This window comes from Variovorax sp. 160MFSha2.1 (assembly GCF_048305075.1).
GTDB classification, from domain to species: Bacteria; Pseudomonadota; Gammaproteobacteria; order Burkholderiales; family Burkholderiaceae_C; genus Variovorax; species Variovorax guangxiensis.
In genome coordinates this window covers 1681985-1699416 of sequence record NZ_CP157624.1, presented here as the reverse complement: position 1 = coordinate 1699416, position 17432 = coordinate 1681985, and the positions used below count along the sequence as shown (strand labels likewise).

Below are 17432 nucleotides of genomic sequence, written 5' to 3'. Positions count from 1 at the left end.
CCTTCCGGGGGCGACACCGGCGGCCCGGCAAAACTTGGCTCTCCCCCCAGGCTTCGCGCACTTCGTGTCGCTGCGCCACCCCCTTCCGGGGGCGACACCGGTGGCCCGGCGAAGCCGGTTCCACGGTGTCCCTGGAATTGGCCCTCCCCTGTCTTATCTCGATTCGGTCTGTTCTTGCAGGCCGGTGTGCACCGTCGGATGCGCCAGCCGCACCCGCAGCTCACGCTTCAGCCTGGAGTTGTCCAGCCGTCGCGATTCACCCATGAAGCTCAGCAGCTGCAGCGGCAGTTGCCGTTCGGCTTCGCCTCGGGCCACTCGGGGCGGGCGGGGCATGCCGTAGATATCGGCGGCGAGGTCGATGTAGTCGCCCATGCGCAGTTCGGTGTCGTCCGCGGCGTGCACCACGCGCTGCGGCTTGCCGCGGTAGAGCGCGGCGATGCAGGCGCGGGCGAGGTCGTCGGCGTGAATGTGGCTGGTGTAGACGTCGTCCTCCTGCCGCAGCACGGGCGTGCCGCGCTGCAGGCGGGCGCGGGGGGTGCCGTTCTCGCGGTCGGGAGCATAGATGCCCGGGATGCGCAGGATGCTGGCGCGCACGCCGGCGCTGCGGCCGAGCCAGCGCACGGCGCGTTCGGCGTCGACGCGGCGGTGGGAACGTGGGGTGTCGGGCCGCACGGCGCGGGTTTCGTCGATGCGGGCGCCGCCGCAGTCGCCGTAGACGCCGCTGGTGGAGCCGTAGACGAAGGCCGAGGGCAAGGACCGCAGCCGCAGGGCCCGCGCCAGCATGGTGGTGCGCTGGTCGCGCCACCAGGCGGGGCCGCCGTCGCGCGCAGGGGGCGCCAGGTGCAGCACGCGGGTGGCGATGCCGGCGAGCCGGCGCAGGGTGCGTGGATCGTCGAGATTGCCCACGAGGGGACGTATTCCGGCCGCGCGAAGGGCCGCCACGCGGTCGGCCGATGAAGTGAGCGCCACCAGCTGCATGCGACCGCGCAGGTCACGCGCCACGCGCTGGCCGACGTCGCCGCAACCGACGATCAGCAGGCGTTCTCGCCGGAACCGCGCTGGCAGCGCGCCGGAGGGGCTATTGATTGAAGGCAAAATCCTGTTCCCGTCTTCCCAATTCAGTTCCAGCTCCCCCGGCCGCCAGCGGCCCGGAGGAAGCGTTACCCCTCGAAGAATACCGATGACAGCCACAGCGCCGCACGAAGCGGGCTTTTCCATCACCGTCGAGCCCAGCGGGCGCCATTTCACGGTCCAGGGCGACGAAACCATCCTGGCCGCGGGCATCCGCCAGGGAATCGGCCTGCCCTACGGCTGCAAGGACGGCGCCTGCGGCTCGTGCAAGTGCAAGAAGCTCTCGGGCGAAGTCACGCTGGGCCCGCACCAGAGCAAGGCGCTGAGCGCCGAGGAGCAGCTGGCCGGCTACGTGCTCACCTGCTGCGCCCATCCCACGAGCGACGTGGTGCTCGAATCGCGCCAGGTCACCGAGGCCGGCGCGCTGCCGATCCGCAAGATGCCGGTGCGGGTGATGGCCCTCACGCGCCAGTCGCACGACGTGATGCTGGTGCGCCTGCAGCTGCCGGCCGGCGAGCCGCTGCAGTTCTACGCGGGCCAGTACGTCGAATTCATCCTGCGCGACGGCGCGCGCCGCAGCTACTCGATGGCCAACGCGCCGCACACGCTGGCGCAACCCGGCACGGGCATCGAGCTGCACCTGCGGCACCTGCCCGGCGGCAAGTTCACCGACCATGTGTTCGGCGCAATGAAGGAAAAGGAGATTCTGCGGATCGAAGGCCCCTTCGGCAGCTTCTTCCTGCGCGAGGACTCCGACAAGCCGATGATCCTGCTGGCCTCCGGCACCGGCTTCGCGCCGATCAAGGCGCTGCTGGAGCACATGCAGTTCAAGGGCATCGACCGCCCCGCCACGCTGTACTGGGGCGGCCGCCGACCCGAAGACCTGTACATGGACGGCTGGCTGCGCGAGCAGATGGCGCAGATGCCCAACCTGCGTTACGTGCCCGTCGTGTCCAACGCCACGCCCGAGGACAACTGGACCGGCCGCACCGGCTTCGTCCACAAAGCCGTGCTCGAGGACTTCGCCGACCTTTCCGGCCACCAGGTGTATGCCTGCGGCGCGCCGATCGTGGTCGACTCGGCCAAGCGCGACTACGTTGCGCTGGCGGGGCTGCCCGAAGAAGAGTTCTACGCCGACGCGTTCACCACCGAGGCGGACAAGGCGCTCCCCTGATTTTTCCGATCCACTGCGATACCCCAAGAACAAGATGAAGACGAGACACTTCCTTCTCACCCTCCTCGCAAGCGCCACCGCCCTCATGGGCACCGGCCAGGCCCTGGCGCAGCAATCGCAGCGCCCCATCCGCCTGATCGTTCCCTACGCGGCGGGCGGGCCGATCGACAACACGGCGCGCATCCTGGCCGAGCGCGTGAAGGACACGCTGGGCACGGTCATCATCGACAACAAGCCCGGCGCGGGCGGCAACATCGGCGCCGACGCGGTGGCGAAGGCGCCGGCCGACGGACTGACGATCGGCATCGCGGCCACCGCCACCAACGCGGTGAACCCGTGGCTCTACAGCAAGATGCCGTTCAACGCCGCGACCGACTTCGCGCCGATCACGCAGATGGTCCGCGTGCCCAACGTGTTGGTGATGAACGCCGACACCGCCAAGCGCCTGAACATCAACAGCGTGGCCGACCTGATCCGCTACGCCAAGGCCAACCCCGCCAAGCTCAACTACGGCAGCGGCGGCAACGGCAGCGCAGGGCACCTCGCGGGCGAGCTGTTCAAGAAAGAGGCCGGTATCTTCGCGCTGCACATTCCGTACAACGGCGGCAACCCGGCGCAGCTGGCGCTGATCTCGGGCCAGGTCGACTTCAACTTCGACAACCTCGCCACCGCCGCGCCGAACATCCGCTCGGGCAAGCTCAAGGCGCTCGCGGTGACGACGCTGCAGCGCAGCAGTTCGCTGCCCGAGGTGCCGCCCGTGGCCGACACGCTCAAGGGCTTCTCCATCGACACATGGTGGGGCCTGATCGCACCGGCCGGCACGCCGCACGACGTGGTCGTGAAGCTCAACCAGGCCTTCGTGGCGGCACTGAATGCGCCCGAAACGAAGACCCGCTTCGCCTCGCTGCTGGCCGAGCCGGTGGGCAGTTCACCCGAGCAATTCGGCGCCTTCATGAAGAGCGAGCTCGCCAAGTACGAGAAGGTCGTCAAGGCCACCGGCGCGAAGGTGGACTGACGAGGTCCTCGGGCAAGGCCTCCTCGCGGCGCAACGCCACCGAGGAGGCATCGCCCGAATAGCTGCGCAGCCCCGCGAGGTCGAGCACCTCGACACCGCCATGCTCCACGCGCAGCAGGCCGTCGCGCTGCAGGGCGTGCAGCGCGCGGTTGGCGCGCTGTCGCGACACCGCCGACAGCAGGCCGATCTCGTCCTGGCTCAGCCGCACGAAGCGATCGGCACGCGGATACAGGATCGGATCGAACAGGCTCGCAAGGCAGCGCGCCACGCGCGCGTCCGGGCCCAGCAGGCGGTCGAACTCCATGAGCCCGATGAACAGGCTCAGCCGCGCATTGATGTGTAACAACAGAAACCGATTGAATTCGATGTTCGAGGCCAAGAGGCGCTCGAAGCTGTGCTTCGGGATGCAGGCGACGCGGGTGGGCCGCAGCGCCACGCCGTCGTAGCGCCAGGGGCCGGGGGTGAGCAGGGAGCCCTCGCCGCTCCAGCCTCCGGCAGTGACGCCGGTGAAGGTGGAAACGCGGCCGTCAGGCAGCGACACGGACATCTTGAGCAGACCGTCCATCACGCCGACCCAGTGATCGGCGGGCTCGCCGCGCCGCACGACGAAACCTCCGGCAGGAACGGTGCGCTCATGGGATTCCTGCACGACCCGGTCGAGCTCCTCGCTCGTGAGGGCTCGCGCCCACAGGCTCTCGCGGAGCATGTTCTCCAGCGCGCTCGTCGACATCGTCGGGTCTCCTCCCAGGACACGGGCGGCCCGTCGCGCGAGCCGGTCCATCGCGGGCCGTAAGAAATGTCGTTCCAACGACATCCTCGGCGCGGCCATGATGCCACAGTCGCTCGCGTTCGCCACCACAACAAGGAGACAACGATGAAGCGATCGAACGAGAGGCCGCGCCCCTCGCGCCGGCCGGACGACGACGATTCGCCGGGCCTGCGACGGCGCGAGGTGCTGGGCTATGCGACGGCTGCGCCGCTGCTGTCGGCGACCGCCGGCCTGGGCAGCCTCACCGCATCCTCCCGGGCAGTCGCAGCGCTGCTGCCGATGACGCCGCCCGACACCACCGACCTGATCGACATCGGCGATGCGGTGACCGTGACTTCGCTGCCGACCATGCCCCTCGTGAAAGTGACGAACGCCGAGAACGGCCGCGTGCGGCTCGCGCTGCCGCGGCTGGAGGTGGGCCAGGGCATCGCCACGGCCACCGCGATGATGCTGGCCGACAAGCTGCGCCTGCCGCTGAGCGCGATCGAGGTGACCTCGGCAGACGCCAGCCCCGAGCTGATCTGGAACCAGCTCACCGGCGGTTCGTCGAGCGTGCGCTCACTGCATGCCGGGATGCCGCTGCTGGGCGGCCTGGGCGGCGTGCTCTCGGGCTCCACGCCATCGGTGGTCGGGCAGCGCGTCACGCGGCTCGATGCGCTCGACATCGTCACCGGCCGCAAGAAGTTCACGCTCGACCAGGCCGTGCCCGGCGCCATGCCGACGATGGTGCGGCGCCCGCCAACCATCAACGGCAAGTTCGTGAGCATCAACAACATGAACACGGTGATGGCCATGCCGGGGGTGATCGGCGTGGTACCGATTCCATCGACCAACGGCATCACGCCGACGCCGCCCGGCGTGGCCGTGATGGCCGAGACCTTCGGGCAGGCATGGGCCGCGGTGAATGCGCTCGACGTGACCTGGGCCGCCGGCCCGATCGACGGCGAGTCGAACGCCACCCTCATGCGCAAGCTGAAGTCGGCGCTGCTTCCGTTCGCGCTGCCGCCGCTGGGTGCGCTGACCGTGGAGGGCGAATTCGAGTTCGCGCCGGTCTCGCACTGCCCGATGGAAGTGGAATGCGCAATTGCCGACGTGCGCCCGGACCGGGCCGAAATCTGGGCCGGGCTGCAGAGCCCCATCGTCACCCAGCAGGCGGTGGCGGCCGAACTCGGCCTGCCATTGAACAAGGTGACCGTGCATGTGGTGCCTTCGGGCGGCTCCTTCGGACGGCGCCTCTTCTGGGACCCGGTGCTGCAGGCGATCCAGGTATCAAAGGCGCTCGGGCGACCCTGCCGCCTGATGTACCACCGCACCGACGACATGCGCCACACGCGCATGCGCCCGCCGATGTTCCACAAGGCGCGCGCGACGATGCTGCTGGGCCAGGTGATCGCCTTCGAGCAGCGCATAGCCGGCGTGCGGCTCGACACGCGCCACGGCTTCGGCAACATGCTGGAGGCCGCGGCCATCGCGCTGCCCAACGCCTTTCCGCAGACGGTGGGCAACTTCGCGATCGAGCAGATCATGTTCAAGACCATGGTCTCCTCGCCCTACAACTTCGGCGTGACGACCAAGCTGCTGACGCCGGTGCCGATCGACATGAACACCTGCTCGTACCGCTCGGTGCACATCCAGCCCTCGCGGCTGGTGGAGGAGATCCTGGTCGACGAGATGGCCAGGGCGGCGGGCAAGGACCCGGTCGCCTTCCGGCTCGAATACCTGCGCCTGCCGCGCGCTCGCGCGGTGCTCAAGGCGGTGGCCGAGGCGGCGCAGTGGGGCAAGGCGATGCCCGCGGGCTTCGCGCAGGGCGTGGGCGTGCACCAGGAAACGAAGTCGTTCACGGCCTGCATCGTCGAGATCGACGCGCGGGTGCCTTCGGCTGCGAAGGTGGTGCGCGCGACGATCGCGATCGACGTGGGCACGCCCATCAACCCCTCGGGCATCGAGGCGCAGCTGCAGGGGGGCCTGTGCGAATCGATCGCGCTGGTGCTCAGCGCCGGGCTGCACATCCAGAACGGGCTGCCACTGGAAGGCAGCTATTCGCAGTACCACTTCTCGCGCATGAAGAACTACCCCAAGGACGTGAAGGTCATCATCATGCCGCCCAGCAACGAGGCCATCGGCGGCCTGGGCGAGGTCGGCCTGTCGGCGAGCTCGGGCGCCATCGCCAACGCATACGCGCGTGCCACCGGCATCAAGCCGCGCAGCTTTCCGCTGAACTTCCCGGTCGACTTCACGCCGATCCCGCCGGGCAAGCTGCCCACGCCCGTCAACGTTCCGATCCCGACCTGAGGAGGCCTCCCATGCCAGTGCAATCTTTCAAGGTGAATGGCCAGAACGTCGACGTTGAGGCGCCCGACGACATGGCCCTGCTCTGGGTGCTTCGCGACAAGCTCGGCATCACCGGGCCGAAGTACGGCTGCGGCATCAACGTGTGCAAGGCTTGCACCTGCCACGTGGATGGCAAGGCGGTCACCACCTGCTCGACGCGGGTGTCCGACGTGCGCGGCCGCCAGGTGACGACCATCGAGGGGCTGGCCAACGGCAACACGCTGCATCCGGTGCAGCAGGCCTGGCTGAACCTCGACGTGCCGCAGTGCGGCTTCTGCCAGCCAGGGCAGATCATGGCCGCGGTGGACCTGCTGCGCCGCACGCGCAACCCGACGGACGCCGACATCGACGCCATCGAGAACGTGTGCCGCTGCGGCACCTACGGCCGCATCCGCGAGGCCATCAAGGCTGCGGCTGCGGCGATGGGATAGGCAGGGGAAAAAAGAGAAAGGGCCTTATTCGCCGAGGTAGGCGGCCCGCACGCGCGGGTCGCTCAACAATTCCTTGGCATCGCCGCTCATGGTGATGAGCCCCGACTCCATCACGTAGCCGCGGTCGGCCAGCTGCAGCGCGCGGTTGGCGTTCTGCTCGACCAGCAGGATGGTCACGCCCTGCGAGGCCACGGTCTGCACCACCTCGAAGATCTTGTCGCACATGATGGGCGACAGGCCCATGGTGGGCTCGTCCAGCAGCAGCACCTTGGGACGCGCCATGAGCGCGCGGCCCATGGCCAGCATCTGCTGCTCGCCGCCGGACATGGTGCCGGCCAGCTGGTCCTTGCGCTCGCGCAGGCGCGGGAAGGTGACGAACACGCGCTCCATGTCGCTCGCGATGCCGGCCTTGTCCTTGCGGATGTAGGCACCGATCTGCAGGTTCTCGGTGATGGTCATGCGCGTGAACACGCCGCGGCCTTCCGGCACCATCACAAGGCCCTCTTCCACCAGGTCCCATGCGCCGCGGCCCTTGATGCTGCGGCCCAGGAACTCGATGTGGCCGGCGCCCGAGGGCAGCGTGCCGGTGATGGCCTTCATGGTGGTGGTCTTGCCGGCGCCGTTGGAGCCGATCAGCGAGACCAGCTCGCCCTCGCGCACCTCGAAGTCCACGCCCTTTACGGCCTGGATGCCGCCGTAGCCGACCTTCAGGCCACTGACTTTCAGCAGGGTCTTGCCGGCAGTCCTGGCTTGTGCGGTGCCGGCGGCGGTGTCTTGCTCGCTCATCGTTGCTGTCGTCATCTCAGTGTCCTCCGGTACCGAGGTAGGCCTCGATCACCTTCTCGTTCTTCTGCACCTCCATCGGAGTGCCCTCGGCGATCTGCTTGCCGTAATCCAGCACGGTCACGCGGTCGCACAGGCCCATGATGAGCTTGACGTCGTGCTCGATGATCAGGATGGTGCGGTTGTCGCGGCGGATGCGGTCGATCAGCTCGCGCAGCGCCACCTTCTCAGTGGAGTTCATGCCAGCGGCCGGCTCGTCGAGCGCGATGAGCTGCGGGTCGGTGGCCAGCGCGCGTGCGATCTCGAGGCGGCGCTGGTCGCCGTACGACAGCGTGCGCGCCTTGTAGTCGGCGAACTTGCCGATGCCCACGTAGTCGAGCAGTTCGTGCGCGCGGTCCGCAATGGCCTTTTCCTCGGCCTTGAAGCCGCCGGTGCGGAACATCGCGCCCAGCACGCCCGAATGGGTGCGGATGTGGCGCCCGACCATCACGTTCTCCAGCGCCGTCATTTCGGCGAAGAGTCGGATGTTCTGGAAGGTGCGCGCGATGCCGGCCTTGGCCACTTCGTGCACGGCCGTCGGCTGGTAGGGCTTGCCTGCGAGCTCGAAGGTGCCGCTGTCGGGCGTGTACAGGCCGGTGATCACGTTGAAGAAGGTGGTCTTGCCCGCGCCGTTGGGGCCGATCAGGCCGTAGACCTGGCCGCGCTTGATGGTGATGCCCACGTCGGACAGGGCCTGCAGCCCGCCGAAGCGCTTGGAGATGCCCCGGACGTCGAGGATGGTGTCAGTCGTCATGTTGATTCTTCCTCGCGCGTTCAGGGATTGATCGACATGGGACGGGAAGCCGCGCCCGGCAGTTCGTCTGCGGGCGTGTCGACGCCCGGCGCGTGGGTCTGCAGCGAGCCGGGGGCGACCGCGGCGTGGGTCGGGTCGACGGGCACGCCGCCCTTCTTCGTCAGCGACTTGCCGTGCTCCGGCGAGGGCCACAGGCCGCGCGGGCGCACCAGCATGATGACGATCATGGCCAGCGCGATGAACAGCTGGCGCAGGATGGAAGCGTCGAGGCGGCCGTCGGTCAGCGACTGCAGCGGACCGGCCACGTAGCGCAGCACTTCGGGCAGCGCAGCCAGCAGGATGGCGCCCAGGATCACGCCGGGCAGGTGGCCGATGCCGCCGAGCACGACCATGGCCACGATCATCACCGACTCCATCAGGCTGAAGGACTCGGGCGACACGAAGCCCTGGAAGGCGGCGAACATCGCGCCGGAGACGCCGCCGAAGCTCGCGCCCATGCCGAAGGCCAGCAGCTTCATGTTGCGGGTGTTGATGCCCATGGCCTTGGCTGCGATCTCGTCCTCGCGGATGGCCATCCAGGCGCGGCCGATGCGCGAAAGCTGCAGGCGGTGCGAGATGAGGATGGTGACCAGCACCAGCGCCAGGAACAGGTAGTAGTAGAGCGTGACCGACGAGATGGTGAAGCCGTCGAACTTCAGCGCCTTGCCGAGGTCGAGCCCCCAGAACTTGATCGAGTCGATCGAGGTGATGCCCTTCGGACCGTTGGTGATGTTCACCGGCTGGTCGAGGTTGTTCAGGAACACGCGGATGATTTCGCCGAAGCCGAGCGTGACGATGGCGAGGTAGTCGCCGCGCAGCTTGAGCGTTGGCGCGCCCAGCAGCACGCCGAGCACCGCCGCGAGCACGAAGGCCAGCGGTATCACGATCAGCAGCGAGGTGTGCATGCCGTTCGGGAAGGTGATCTTGAACCACTCGAAGGTCTCGGACAGGTGCGACGAGCCCATCAGCGCGAAGAGGTACGCCCCCACCGCGAAGAAGGCCACGTAGCCCAGGTCGAGCAGGCCGGCGTAGCCGACCACGATGTTCAGGCCCAGGGCCAGCAGCACGTAGAGCAGTGCGATGTCGGCGATGCGCACCCAGGCGTTGCCCTGCATCTGCAGCAGCAGCGGCAGCGCGAGCACGGCGATGGCGCCGATGACGTACAGGGCGAGGTTCTTGCTGTTCTTCATGATGGCAAGCTCCTCAGGCGCGGTCGGCCACGCGTTCGCCCAGCAGGCCCGAAGGACGCAGCGTGAGCATGGCGATCAGCACGATGAACGCGAAGATGTCGCTGTAGTTGCTGCCCAGCACCCCGCCGGTCAGCGTTCCGATGTAGCCCGAGCCGATGGCCTCGATGAGGCCCAGCAGGATGCCGCCGACCACCGCGCCGGCCAGGTTGCCGATGCCGCCGAACACGGCCGCCGTGAAGGCCTTGAGGCCGGGCAGGAAGCCCATGGCGTGCTGCGCGATGCCGTAGTTGGAGGCGTACATCACGCCGGCGATCGCCGCGAGCACCGCGCCGATGATGAAGGTGGCCGAGATGACCATGTCGGGGCGGATGCCCATGAGCGCGGCGACGCGCGGGTTCTCGGCAGTGGCGCGCATCGCGCGGCCGAGCTTGGTGTAGTTGACCAGCCACATGAGCACCACGAGCGAGAACGCCGTGACGCTGAGGATCATGACCTGGGTGGGCGAGATGACCGCACCGCCGAGGTGGATGGGGTCGGAAGGCAGGAGGGTGGGATACGCCTTGTTGGTCGGCTTCCAGATGATCATCGCCAGCGTCTGCAGCAGGATCGACATGCCGATGGCGGTGATGAGCGGCGCGAGCTTGGGGCTGTTGCGCAGCGGCCGATAGGCCACTTTCTCGATCACGAAGTTCAGGGTTGCCGCGACGACGCAGGCAATGATCAGCGCGATGAAGAGGATCAGCCATCCCGGTGTGTTGGGCATGCCGTCCTTCATGAGTCCGATGATGGTCCAGCTCGTGAGCGCCCCCACCATTAGCACTTCACCATGCGCAAAGTTGATCAGATTGATGATGCCGTACACCATTGTGTAGCCCAGGGCTATCAAGGCGTACATGCTGCCGAGAACCAGACCGTTGATGATCTGCTGCAGCAAAATGTCCATAACGCGATTTCCTATGTGTTGCACCGTTGGGGTGCCATTCACCCACCGGGTCACCGGTTTGGCGCCCCTGGCTTGACAAGCAAAAAACCAGCCAACATGTGTCGCCGGCGGATTTGTGGGCGGGATTGTAGTCACGCACCAGCGCCGATTCGGTGCGCGCGGACCGGGGTTTACCCGCTCACGTCATGCTGTATGCGCGTGGGGTCATGCACGCTTCGCGCACATGGTGCAACAGGGTATAGACGGCTGTATCAGCCCTTGGCTTCTTCGTTCCGGCGGCGAAGGTCGCGCAGCTTTTCCGCGATGCGGATTTCGAGTCCACGCTCCACCGGTTCGTAGAAGACCTGGCCTTCCAGGCCGTCGGGAAGGTAGCGCTCGCCGGCGGCGAAACCGCCCTCCTCGTCGTGCGCATAGCGGTAGCCCTTGCCGTAGTCGAGCTGCTTCATGAGCTTGGTCGGCGCATTGCGCAGGTGCATGGGCACCGGGCGCGTGGTGTCGGTCTTCACGAGGGCGCGTACCGCGTTGTAGGCCTTGTAGACGGCGTTCGACTTGGGCGCGATCGCGAGGTAGACCACGCACTCGGCCAGCGCCAGCTCGCCTTCCGGGGTACCCAGCCGCTCGTAGACCTCGGCGGCGTCGAGCGCCAGGCGCAGCGCGCGCGGATCGGCCAGGCCGATGTCTTCGCTGGCCATGCGCACCAGACGGCGCGCCATGTAGCGCGGATCGGCGCCTCCGTCGAGCATGCGCACGAACCAGTAGAGCGCGGCATCGGGGTCGCTGCCGCGCACCGACTTGTGCAGCGCACTGATGGTGTCGTAGAACTGTTCGCCGCCCTTGTCGTAACGGCGCATGCGTTCGCCGAGCACGCGAAGCAGCCATTCGTCGGTGATGTGGTCGAGCTTCTCGGCGCGCGCGGCGACCGCAAGGGTTTCGAGCGTGTTGAGCAGCCGGCGGGCATCGCCGTCGGCATAGGCCACGAGGCGGTCGACCGCGGCGTCGTCGATGGCGGGCACGGCCTGTATGGCCTGCGCGCGCGCAACAATCTGCTTGAGGTTGCCTTCGTCGAGCGACTGCAGCACGTAGACGGCCGCGCGCGACAGCAGCGCCGAATTGACCTCGAACGAGGGGTTCTCGGTGGTCGCGCCGATGAAGGTGAAGAGGCCCGACTCCACGTGCGGCAGGAAGGCGTCCTGCTGGCTCTTGTTGAAGCGGTGCACCTCATCGACGAAGACGATGGTGCGCTGCTGCGTGAGCCCGTCGCGCGCAGCAGTGGCGCGCTCGACCGCTTCGCGGATGTCCTTCACGCCGCCGAGCACCGCGCTGATGCTCAGGAACTGAGCGTCGAAGGCATCGGCCATCAATCGCGCGATAGTGGTCTTGCCCGTGCCCGGCGGGCCCCAAAGGATGCAGGAATGCGGCTGGCCCGACTCGAAGGCGATGCGCAGCGGCATGCCCGGGCCGAGCAGGTGCTGCTGGCCGATCACCTCGCCCAGGGTCTTGGGACGCAGGCGTTCGGCAAGGGGCTGGTGGGCTGAAGTGGCCAATCCGGTGGGCTTGCCTGTTTATGGATTACTGCTTGACGACGTCCGCGCCGGCCGGCGGCTTGAAGTCGAACACGCTGGCGGGCAGCGAGGGATTCACTTCGACCTTGCTGAACTTCAGCACCGAGCGCTGGCCGAAGCTGTCGAGGATCTCGAGCGCCGCCAGCGCATCGCCCTGAAAGCCGACCTGCACGCTCTGCAGCTGGCCGTCCTTGTTCTTCGGCGTGGCCTTGACCCACTGCAGGCCGTCGCGGTCGGGCGCGGACTCCAGCGTGAAGTCGGCCTGCAGCGCCTTCAGGTCGGGCGCCGCGGCGATCAGCGCCGCGGGCGTGGAGCCCAATGCCTGCGCCTGCGCGCGCTGCGTGACCTGGTTCAGGTCGGCGTCGTAGAGCCACAGCGTCTTGCCATCGGCCACGATGCTCTGCGCGAAGGGCTTCTGGTAGTCGAACTTGAACTTGCCGGGGCGCTGGAATTCGAAGGTGCCGGCCGAGGTCTTGGTACGGCCCGGCTGGCCTTCACGCGCGGGCGCGGTGACGGTCTGGGTGAAGTCGGCGCGGCCGGACTTCACCGTCTTCACGAAGGTTTCGAGGCTGTCGAGCCCGCCTGCCCAGGCATTGACGGAACTCAGCAGGCCGATCAGTAGCCAGTGACGCAATTTCAATTTGGATTCCTCTGAATGGCTGTGGCACCAGGCTTTCGACCCTACCCGCCGCGAATTGCGGCAGGTGTAGGCCTTGATGAAGATTTGCAATGCCGAAAGGCGCTTTTGCAAATTGCCTTTCAGCACGTAACGTGCGTGATCCGGGGCTTTGCGGCCGTCATTCGGCCGCGCGCGCGGGCACCAGGATCTCTCGCTGGCCGCTGCCGCTCATGGCGCTGACGAGGCCTGCCTTCTCCATGTCCTCGACGAGGCGCGCGGCGCGGTTGTAGCCGATCTTCAGGTGGCGCTGCACCAGCGAGATGCTGGCCTTGCGGTTCTTGAGCACCACTTCGACCGCCTGGTCGTACATCGGGTCCTTCTCGCCGTCGCCACCGCCGCCGAGCAGGTCGCCGTCACCGTCGCCATCGACCGTGCCGCCTTCGAGCACGCCTTCGATGTAGTCGGGCTCGCCCTGGCTCTTGAGGTAGGCCACCACGCGGTGCACTTCGTCGTCGCTGACGAAGGCGCCGTGCACGCGGATCGGCAGGCCGGTGCCGCTGGGCATGTAGAGCATGTCGCCCATGCCCAGCAGCGCCTCGGCGCCCATCTGGTCGAGGATGGTGCGGCTGTCGATCTTGCTCGACACCTGGAAGGCGATGCGGGTCGGGATGTTGGCCTTGATCAGGCCGGTGATCACGTCCACGCTGGGGCGCTGGGTGGCGAGGATGAGGTGGATGCCGGCCGCGCGCGCCTTCTGCGCCAGACGGGCGATCAGCTCCTCGATCTTCTTGCCGACCACCATCATCAGGTCGGCCAGCTCGTCGATGACCACGACGATGTGTGGCTCGCGCTTGAGCGGCTCGGGATCGTCCGGCGTGAGGCTGAAGGGGTTGTAGATGAACTCCTCGCGTGCCTTGGCCTCATCGATCTTGGTGTTGTAGCCGGCCAGGTTGCGCACGCCCAGCTTGCTCATGAGCTTGTAGCGGCGCTCCATCTCGGCCACGCACCAGTTCAGGCCGTGCGCGGCCTGGCGCATGTCGGTGACCACGGGCGCCAGCAGGTGCGGGATGCCTTCGTAGACCGACATTTCGAGCATCTTCGGGTCGATCATGAGCAGGCGCACGTCGCGCGCCTCGGCCTTGTAGAGCAGCGACAGGATCATCGCGTTGATACCCACCGACTTGCCCGAGCCGGTGGTACCGGCCACCAGCACGTGCGGCATCTTCGCGAGGTCGGCCACCACCGGGTTGCCGATGATGTCCTTGCCGAGGCCCATGGTGAGCATCGACTTGCCTTCGTTGTAGACCTGCGAGCCCAGGATCTCGCTGAGCTTGATCGACTGGCGCTTGGCGTTCGGCAGCTCGAGTGCCATGTAGTTCTTGCCGGGGATGGTCTCGACCACGCGGATCGACACCAGCGAGAGCGAGCGCGCAAGGTCCTTCGCGAGGTTGACGATCTGCGAGCCCTTGACGCCGGTGGCGGGCTCGATCTCGTAGCGCGTGATGACGGGGCCCGGCGAGGCCAGCACCACGCGCACCTCGACGCCGAAGTCCTTGAGCTTCTTCTCGATCATGCGCGAGGTCATCTCGAGCGTGTCGGCGGAGACGGTTTCCTGGCGCGCCTGCGCGGGGTCGAGCAGGTCGACCTGCGGCAGCTTGCTGTCGGGCAGTTCGTTGAAAAGCGGCTTCTGGCGCTCCTTGACGACGCGGTCGCTGCGGGGCACTTCGGTCATCGCGGGCTCGATCTGCACCGGCGGCGATGGCGGGCGGCGCTTGGGGCGCGGCTCGATGAGGATTTCGTCATCGCCGCCGCCACTGCCACCACCGGCATAGGCGCCGGACGAAGGCGACAGCGAGGGCTCGGAACGGCCGGAGTCGACGTCTCCGCGCGTGAAGCCGTGGTCGTCGGCCTCGGCGCGCTCGCGGGCGGCCTGCTTGCCCATGGCGATGTCGGCTGCGAGTTCGCGCTTTTCGCGGCGCGATTCGAAGAGCGAATAGAAGCGCGCGCCGATGCGCTCGGCGATCAGGCTCCAGGAGAAACGGAACACCAGCGCGGAGCCGATCACGCCGCCGGCGATGGCCACCAGCGCCGATCCGGTGAAGCCCATCCAGCGCACGCTGGCGGGACCGACCAGGTATCCCAGCGCACCGCCGCCAGAGCCTGGCAAGTGCGCTTCGAGCCGGTACAGCCGCGACCACTCGAGCACGGTACTCGCGCAAAGCAGCAGGATCAGGCCGAGCCAGAAGGCAAGGCGGCTGCGGTTGAAGCGCCCGCGCGGGGTTGCCTGTTCGGCCGCTGAGGGTTCGCCGCCGCGCAGCCAGTTGGCCAGCGAAGACAGCCAGGCGCGCAGCCCGGCGAAAAGGCACCACCAGACGGAATAGCCGGCGGCGTAGTAGCTGCCATCGGCCAGCCAGGCGCCGATGCGGCCGCCCCAGTTCTTGATTTCGCCCCCCGTGCCCGAGGTAGACCAGGCGGCATCGGAGGGCGTGAAGCTCAGCATCGAGAGCAGCCAGAACAGCAGCGCTGCGAATCCTGCGATCAGCGTGATCTCGTGGGCGAAGCGCATGGCGCGCACGCGCACGGGTTGCCCCTCGGCGGCAGAAGAAGATTGAAGCGTATTCAGCGAATAGGTCATGAAAAACACGGCGCCCGGTCCCTGTGAAACGGGGCCGGATGCACGAACACTACAACAAAAGGCCGGGGCCGCCGTTACCAGCGGCCCCGGCCCCGGCCCCGGCCCTGGAGGCTCAGGCCAGAGACAGGAGCCGTTCCTTGACGATCATCGATCCGTCGTCCTGCGTCTGGACGAAACCGCGCTCTTCGAGATCCTTCATCACGCGGCTCACCATTTCGCGCGAGGCGCCGACCATCTTGGCCAGGTCCTGGCGGGATATCTTGTCGCGCACCTTGAGATTTCCGGCGCCGTCCTCGATGGCGAATTCGAGCAGCGAACGGGCCACGCGCCCGTAGACGTCCATCAGCGCCAGCGATTCGATCTTGCGGTCAGCATGGCGCAGGCGCTGCACGAGGCCGCGCATGATGTTGTACGCCATGGAAGAGTTCTCGGGCAGGCAGCGCGCAAAGGCGTCGCGGCCCAGCATGAGCACGTCGCACTGGATTTCGGTGCGCACGGTAGCCGAATGCGGCTCGTCGTCGATCAGGCTCATCTCGCCAAGATAGTCGCCGGGGTGCAGCGTGGCGAGGATGACCTCGCGCCCGCGGCTGTCGGCGCTGGTGACGCGCGCACGTCCGGTCAGGATGATGTAGAGCGCATCGGACTTCTTGCCCTGCTCCACAACGACTTCCGCGCGCTTGAAGCGCTTCTTGATGATCGCGTCCGCGATGCTAGCGGACTGCGTGGCCGTCAACGACGCGAACAATGGAACGCGCCGAAGCAATTCGAGGTTGGACAGCATCGACATTTATCAATCCCTGAGACAGCGGGCGGAGCAATCCAGAAAGCAGCAAGCCGATGGATTACTACAATCGCGCGCATTGAAAACACCGTTTACCCGGTGTTGAACCGGGCAGTGATACTCCATATATATCGCTACCACCCTGAAAATGTACACGCTGAAGCAGCGTCCATCCTAGGTTTTCTACTCATGTCCGCTCCCCAACACGCCAAGGTTTTGATTCTGGGCTCCGGCCCTGCCGGCTATACCGCCGCCGTCTATGCGGCACGCGCAAATCTGCAGCCACTGCTCATCACCGGCATCGCCCAGGGCGGACAGCTGATGACCACCACCGAGGTCGACAACTGGCCGGCCGACGTCCACGGCGTGCAGGGCCCCGACCTGATGCAGCGCTTCCTGGAGCATGCGGAGCGCTTCAAGACGCAGATCGTTTTCGACCACATCAACAAGGTCGACCTGAGCAAGCGCCCCTTCACCCTCACGGGCGACAGCGGCACCTACACCTGCGACGCGCTGATCATTGCCACCGGCGCTTCCGCGAAGTACCTGGGCCTCGACTCCGAACAGAAGTTCATGGGCCGCGGCGTTTCCGCATGCGCGACCTGCGACGGCTTCTTCTACCGCGAGCAGGAGGTCTGCGTGATCGGAGGCGGCAACACGGCCGTCGAGGAAGCGCTCTACCTCGCCAACATCGCGAACAAGGTCACCCTGGTGCACCGCCGCGACAAGTTCCGCGCCGAGCCGATCCTGATCGACAAGGTCATGGAGAAGGTCGCCGAGGGCAAGATCGAGCTCAAGCTACACAACGAGCTCGACCAGGTGCTGGGCGACGACACGGGCGTGACGGGCATCCGCATCAAGAACACGCAGACCGGCGCCACCGAGCAGATCGACCTCAAGGGCTGCTTCATCGCCATCGGGCACCACCCCAATACCGACATCTTCCAGGGCCAGTTGGAAATGAAGGACAACTACATCCTGACCCGCTCCGGCCTGCAGGGCTTCGCCACGATGACCAGCATTCCGGGCGTTTTCGCCGCCGGCGACGTGCAGGACAACGTCTACCGCCAGGCCATCACCAGCGCCGGCACCGGCTGCATGGCCGCGCTCGACGCACAGCGCTTCCTGGAACAGGACGGCACGCTGTAACCACCGAGCCTCCAAAAGGGCTATAATCCAAGGCTTTGCCGAAACATGGCTCTTCCACGAGCCGCGGCAAGGTCGGGGTACCGCCACCCGTTTTCTGGCGAGGTCAAGCTGCAAAACACCTGCGATCGCCCTGATTGCACCGGTGCC

General features: G+C 67.0%; 15 protein-coding genes. 5 read left to right on the top strand and 10 right to left on the bottom strand.

All coding sequences use genetic code 11. The annotated features are described in order from the left end of the window. Positions 1 to 153: 153 nt before the first annotated feature. Positions 154 to 1095, bottom strand: a complete 942-nt coding sequence (locus tag ABL838_RS07340; RefSeq protein WP_418124879.1) for an SDR family oxidoreductase — start codon at positions 1093 to 1095, stop codon at positions 154 to 156. Positions 1096 to 1180: 85 nt separating this feature from the next. Here ABL838_RS07340 and ABL838_RS07335 point away from each other — a divergent pair, with 85 nt between their 5' ends. Together ABL838_RS07335 and ABL838_RS07330 are read left to right on the top strand one after the other, a co-directional pair. After that, a complete protein-coding gene (locus ABL838_RS07335) occupies positions 1181 to 2245 on the top strand; it encodes a CDP-6-deoxy-delta-3,4-glucoseen reductase (RefSeq protein WP_418124878.1) in 1065 nt (354 codons plus the stop codon). A 34-nt stretch (positions 2246 to 2279) separates the two neighbouring features. After that, a complete protein-coding gene (locus ABL838_RS07330) occupies positions 2280 to 3260 on the top strand; it encodes a Bug family tripartite tricarboxylate transporter substrate binding protein (RefSeq protein WP_418124877.1) in 981 nt (326 codons plus the stop codon). On the opposite strand, the gene ABL838_RS07325 is transcribed toward ABL838_RS07330, so the two are convergent. Then, on the bottom strand, positions 3232 to 3990 hold the full coding sequence (locus tag ABL838_RS07325; protein WP_126023138.1) for a Crp/Fnr family transcriptional regulator: 759 nt from the start codon (positions 3988 to 3990) through the stop codon (positions 3232 to 3234). The genes ABL838_RS07330 and ABL838_RS07325 overlap by 29 nt on opposite strands. A gap of 144 nt (positions 3991 to 4134) precedes the next feature. Between ABL838_RS07325 and ABL838_RS07320 the strand changes: the two genes are divergently transcribed. Next, on the top strand, positions 4135 to 6321 hold the full coding sequence (locus tag ABL838_RS07320; protein ID WP_184635313.1) for a xanthine dehydrogenase family protein molybdopterin-binding subunit: 2187 nt from the start codon (positions 4135 to 4137) through the stop codon (positions 6319 to 6321). Between the two features lie 11 nt (positions 6322 to 6332). Further along, positions 6333 to 6791, top strand: a complete 459-nt coding sequence (locus ABL838_RS07315) for a (2Fe-2S)-binding protein (RefSeq protein ID WP_184635311.1) — start codon at positions 6333 to 6335, stop codon at positions 6789 to 6791. Between the two features lie 24 nt (positions 6792 to 6815). Here the strand turns inward: ABL838_RS07315 and ABL838_RS07310 are convergent, their stop codons facing one another. From ABL838_RS07310 to ABL838_RS07275, 8 genes are all read right to left on the bottom strand, one after another. Further along, a complete protein-coding gene (locus tag ABL838_RS07310) occupies positions 6816 to 7577 on the bottom strand; it encodes an ABC transporter ATP-binding protein (protein WP_369662473.1) in 762 nt (253 codons plus the stop codon). A gap of 16 nt (positions 7578 to 7593) precedes the next feature. Then, on the bottom strand, positions 7594 to 8367 hold the full coding sequence (locus ABL838_RS07305) for an ABC transporter ATP-binding protein (RefSeq protein WP_126023135.1): 774 nt from the start codon (positions 8365 to 8367) through the stop codon (positions 7594 to 7596). A gap of 20 nt (positions 8368 to 8387) precedes the next feature. Next, complete coding sequence (locus tag ABL838_RS07300) at positions 8388 to 9596, bottom strand: branched-chain amino acid ABC transporter permease (RefSeq protein WP_126023134.1); 1209 nt, start codon at positions 9594 to 9596, stop codon at positions 8388 to 8390. A 13-nt stretch (positions 9597 to 9609) separates the two neighbouring features. After that, positions 9610 to 10539, bottom strand: coding sequence for a branched-chain amino acid ABC transporter permease (locus ABL838_RS07295; protein WP_019654264.1), 930 nt, complete (start codon positions 10537 to 10539; stop codon positions 9610 to 9612). A 251-nt stretch (positions 10540 to 10790) separates the two neighbouring features. After that, complete coding sequence (locus ABL838_RS07290) at positions 10791 to 12083, bottom strand: replication-associated recombination protein A (RefSeq protein ID WP_418124875.1); 1293 nt, start codon at positions 12081 to 12083, stop codon at positions 10791 to 10793. A gap of 25 nt (positions 12084 to 12108) precedes the next feature. Beyond that, complete coding sequence (lolA, locus tag ABL838_RS07285; protein WP_176668072.1) at positions 12109 to 12741, bottom strand: outer membrane lipoprotein chaperone LolA; 633 nt, start codon at positions 12739 to 12741, stop codon at positions 12109 to 12111. Between the two features lie 157 nt (positions 12742 to 12898). Further along, positions 12899 to 15355: a DNA translocase FtsK gene (locus tag ABL838_RS07280; RefSeq protein WP_418124873.1), complete on the bottom strand. Its 2457-nt coding sequence runs from the start codon at positions 15353 to 15355 to the stop codon at positions 12899 to 12901. A 112-nt stretch (positions 15356 to 15467) separates the two neighbouring features. Then, positions 15468 to 16142, bottom strand: coding sequence for a Crp/Fnr family transcriptional regulator (locus ABL838_RS07275; RefSeq protein WP_126023131.1), 675 nt, complete (start codon positions 16140 to 16142; stop codon positions 15468 to 15470). 183 nt (positions 16143 to 16325) lie between these two features. On the opposite strand from ABL838_RS07275, the gene trxB reads away from it, so the two are divergent. Further along, on the top strand, positions 16326 to 17285 hold the full coding sequence (gene trxB / locus ABL838_RS07270) for a thioredoxin-disulfide reductase (protein ID WP_126023130.1): 960 nt from the start codon (positions 16326 to 16328) through the stop codon (positions 17283 to 17285). The last annotated feature ends 147 nt before the right edge of the window (positions 17286 to 17432 follow it).

Excerpts from the sequence above, each read along its gene's own strand:
- ABL838_RS07330 (WP_418124877.1), top strand. The coding sequence starts at position 2,280 with ATGAAGACGAGACACTTCCTTCTCACCCTCCTCGCAAGCGCCACCGCC.
- ABL838_RS07305 (WP_126023135.1), bottom strand. The coding sequence starts at position 8,367 with ATGACGACTGACACCATCCTCGACGTCCGGGGCATCTCCAAGCGCTTC.
- ABL838_RS07325 (WP_126023138.1), bottom strand. The coding sequence starts at position 3,990 with ATGTCGACGAGCGCGCTGGAGAACATGCTCCGCGAGAGCCTGTGGGCG.
- ABL838_RS07295 (WP_019654264.1), bottom strand. The coding sequence starts at position 10,539 with ATGGACATTTTGCTGCAGCAGATCATCAACGGTCTGGTTCTCGGCAGC.
- ABL838_RS07315 (WP_184635311.1), top strand. The coding sequence starts at position 6,333 with ATGCCAGTGCAATCTTTCAAGGTGAATGGCCAGAACGTCGACGTTGAG.
- ABL838_RS07310 (WP_369662473.1), bottom strand. The coding sequence starts at position 7,577 with ATGAGCGAGCAAGACACCGCCGCCGGCACCGCACAAGCCAGGACTGCC.
- ABL838_RS07300 (WP_126023134.1), bottom strand. The coding sequence starts at position 9,596 with ATGAAGAACAGCAAGAACCTCGCCCTGTACGTCATCGGCGCCATCGCC.
- trxB (WP_126023130.1), top strand. The coding sequence starts at position 16,326 with ATGTCCGCTCCCCAACACGCCAAGGTTTTGATTCTGGGCTCCGGCCCT.
- ABL838_RS07335 (WP_418124878.1), top strand. The coding sequence starts at position 1,181 with ATGACAGCCACAGCGCCGCACGAAGCGGGCTTTTCCATCACCGTCGAG.
- ABL838_RS07320 (WP_184635313.1), top strand. The coding sequence starts at position 4,135 with ATGAAGCGATCGAACGAGAGGCCGCGCCCCTCGCGCCGGCCGGACGAC.
- ABL838_RS07275 (WP_126023131.1), bottom strand. The coding sequence starts at position 16,142 with ATGTCGATGCTGTCCAACCTCGAATTGCTTCGGCGCGTTCCATTGTTC.
- ABL838_RS07280 (WP_418124873.1), bottom strand. The coding sequence starts at position 15,355 with ATGACCTATTCGCTGAATACGCTTCAATCTTCTTCTGCCGCCGAGGGG.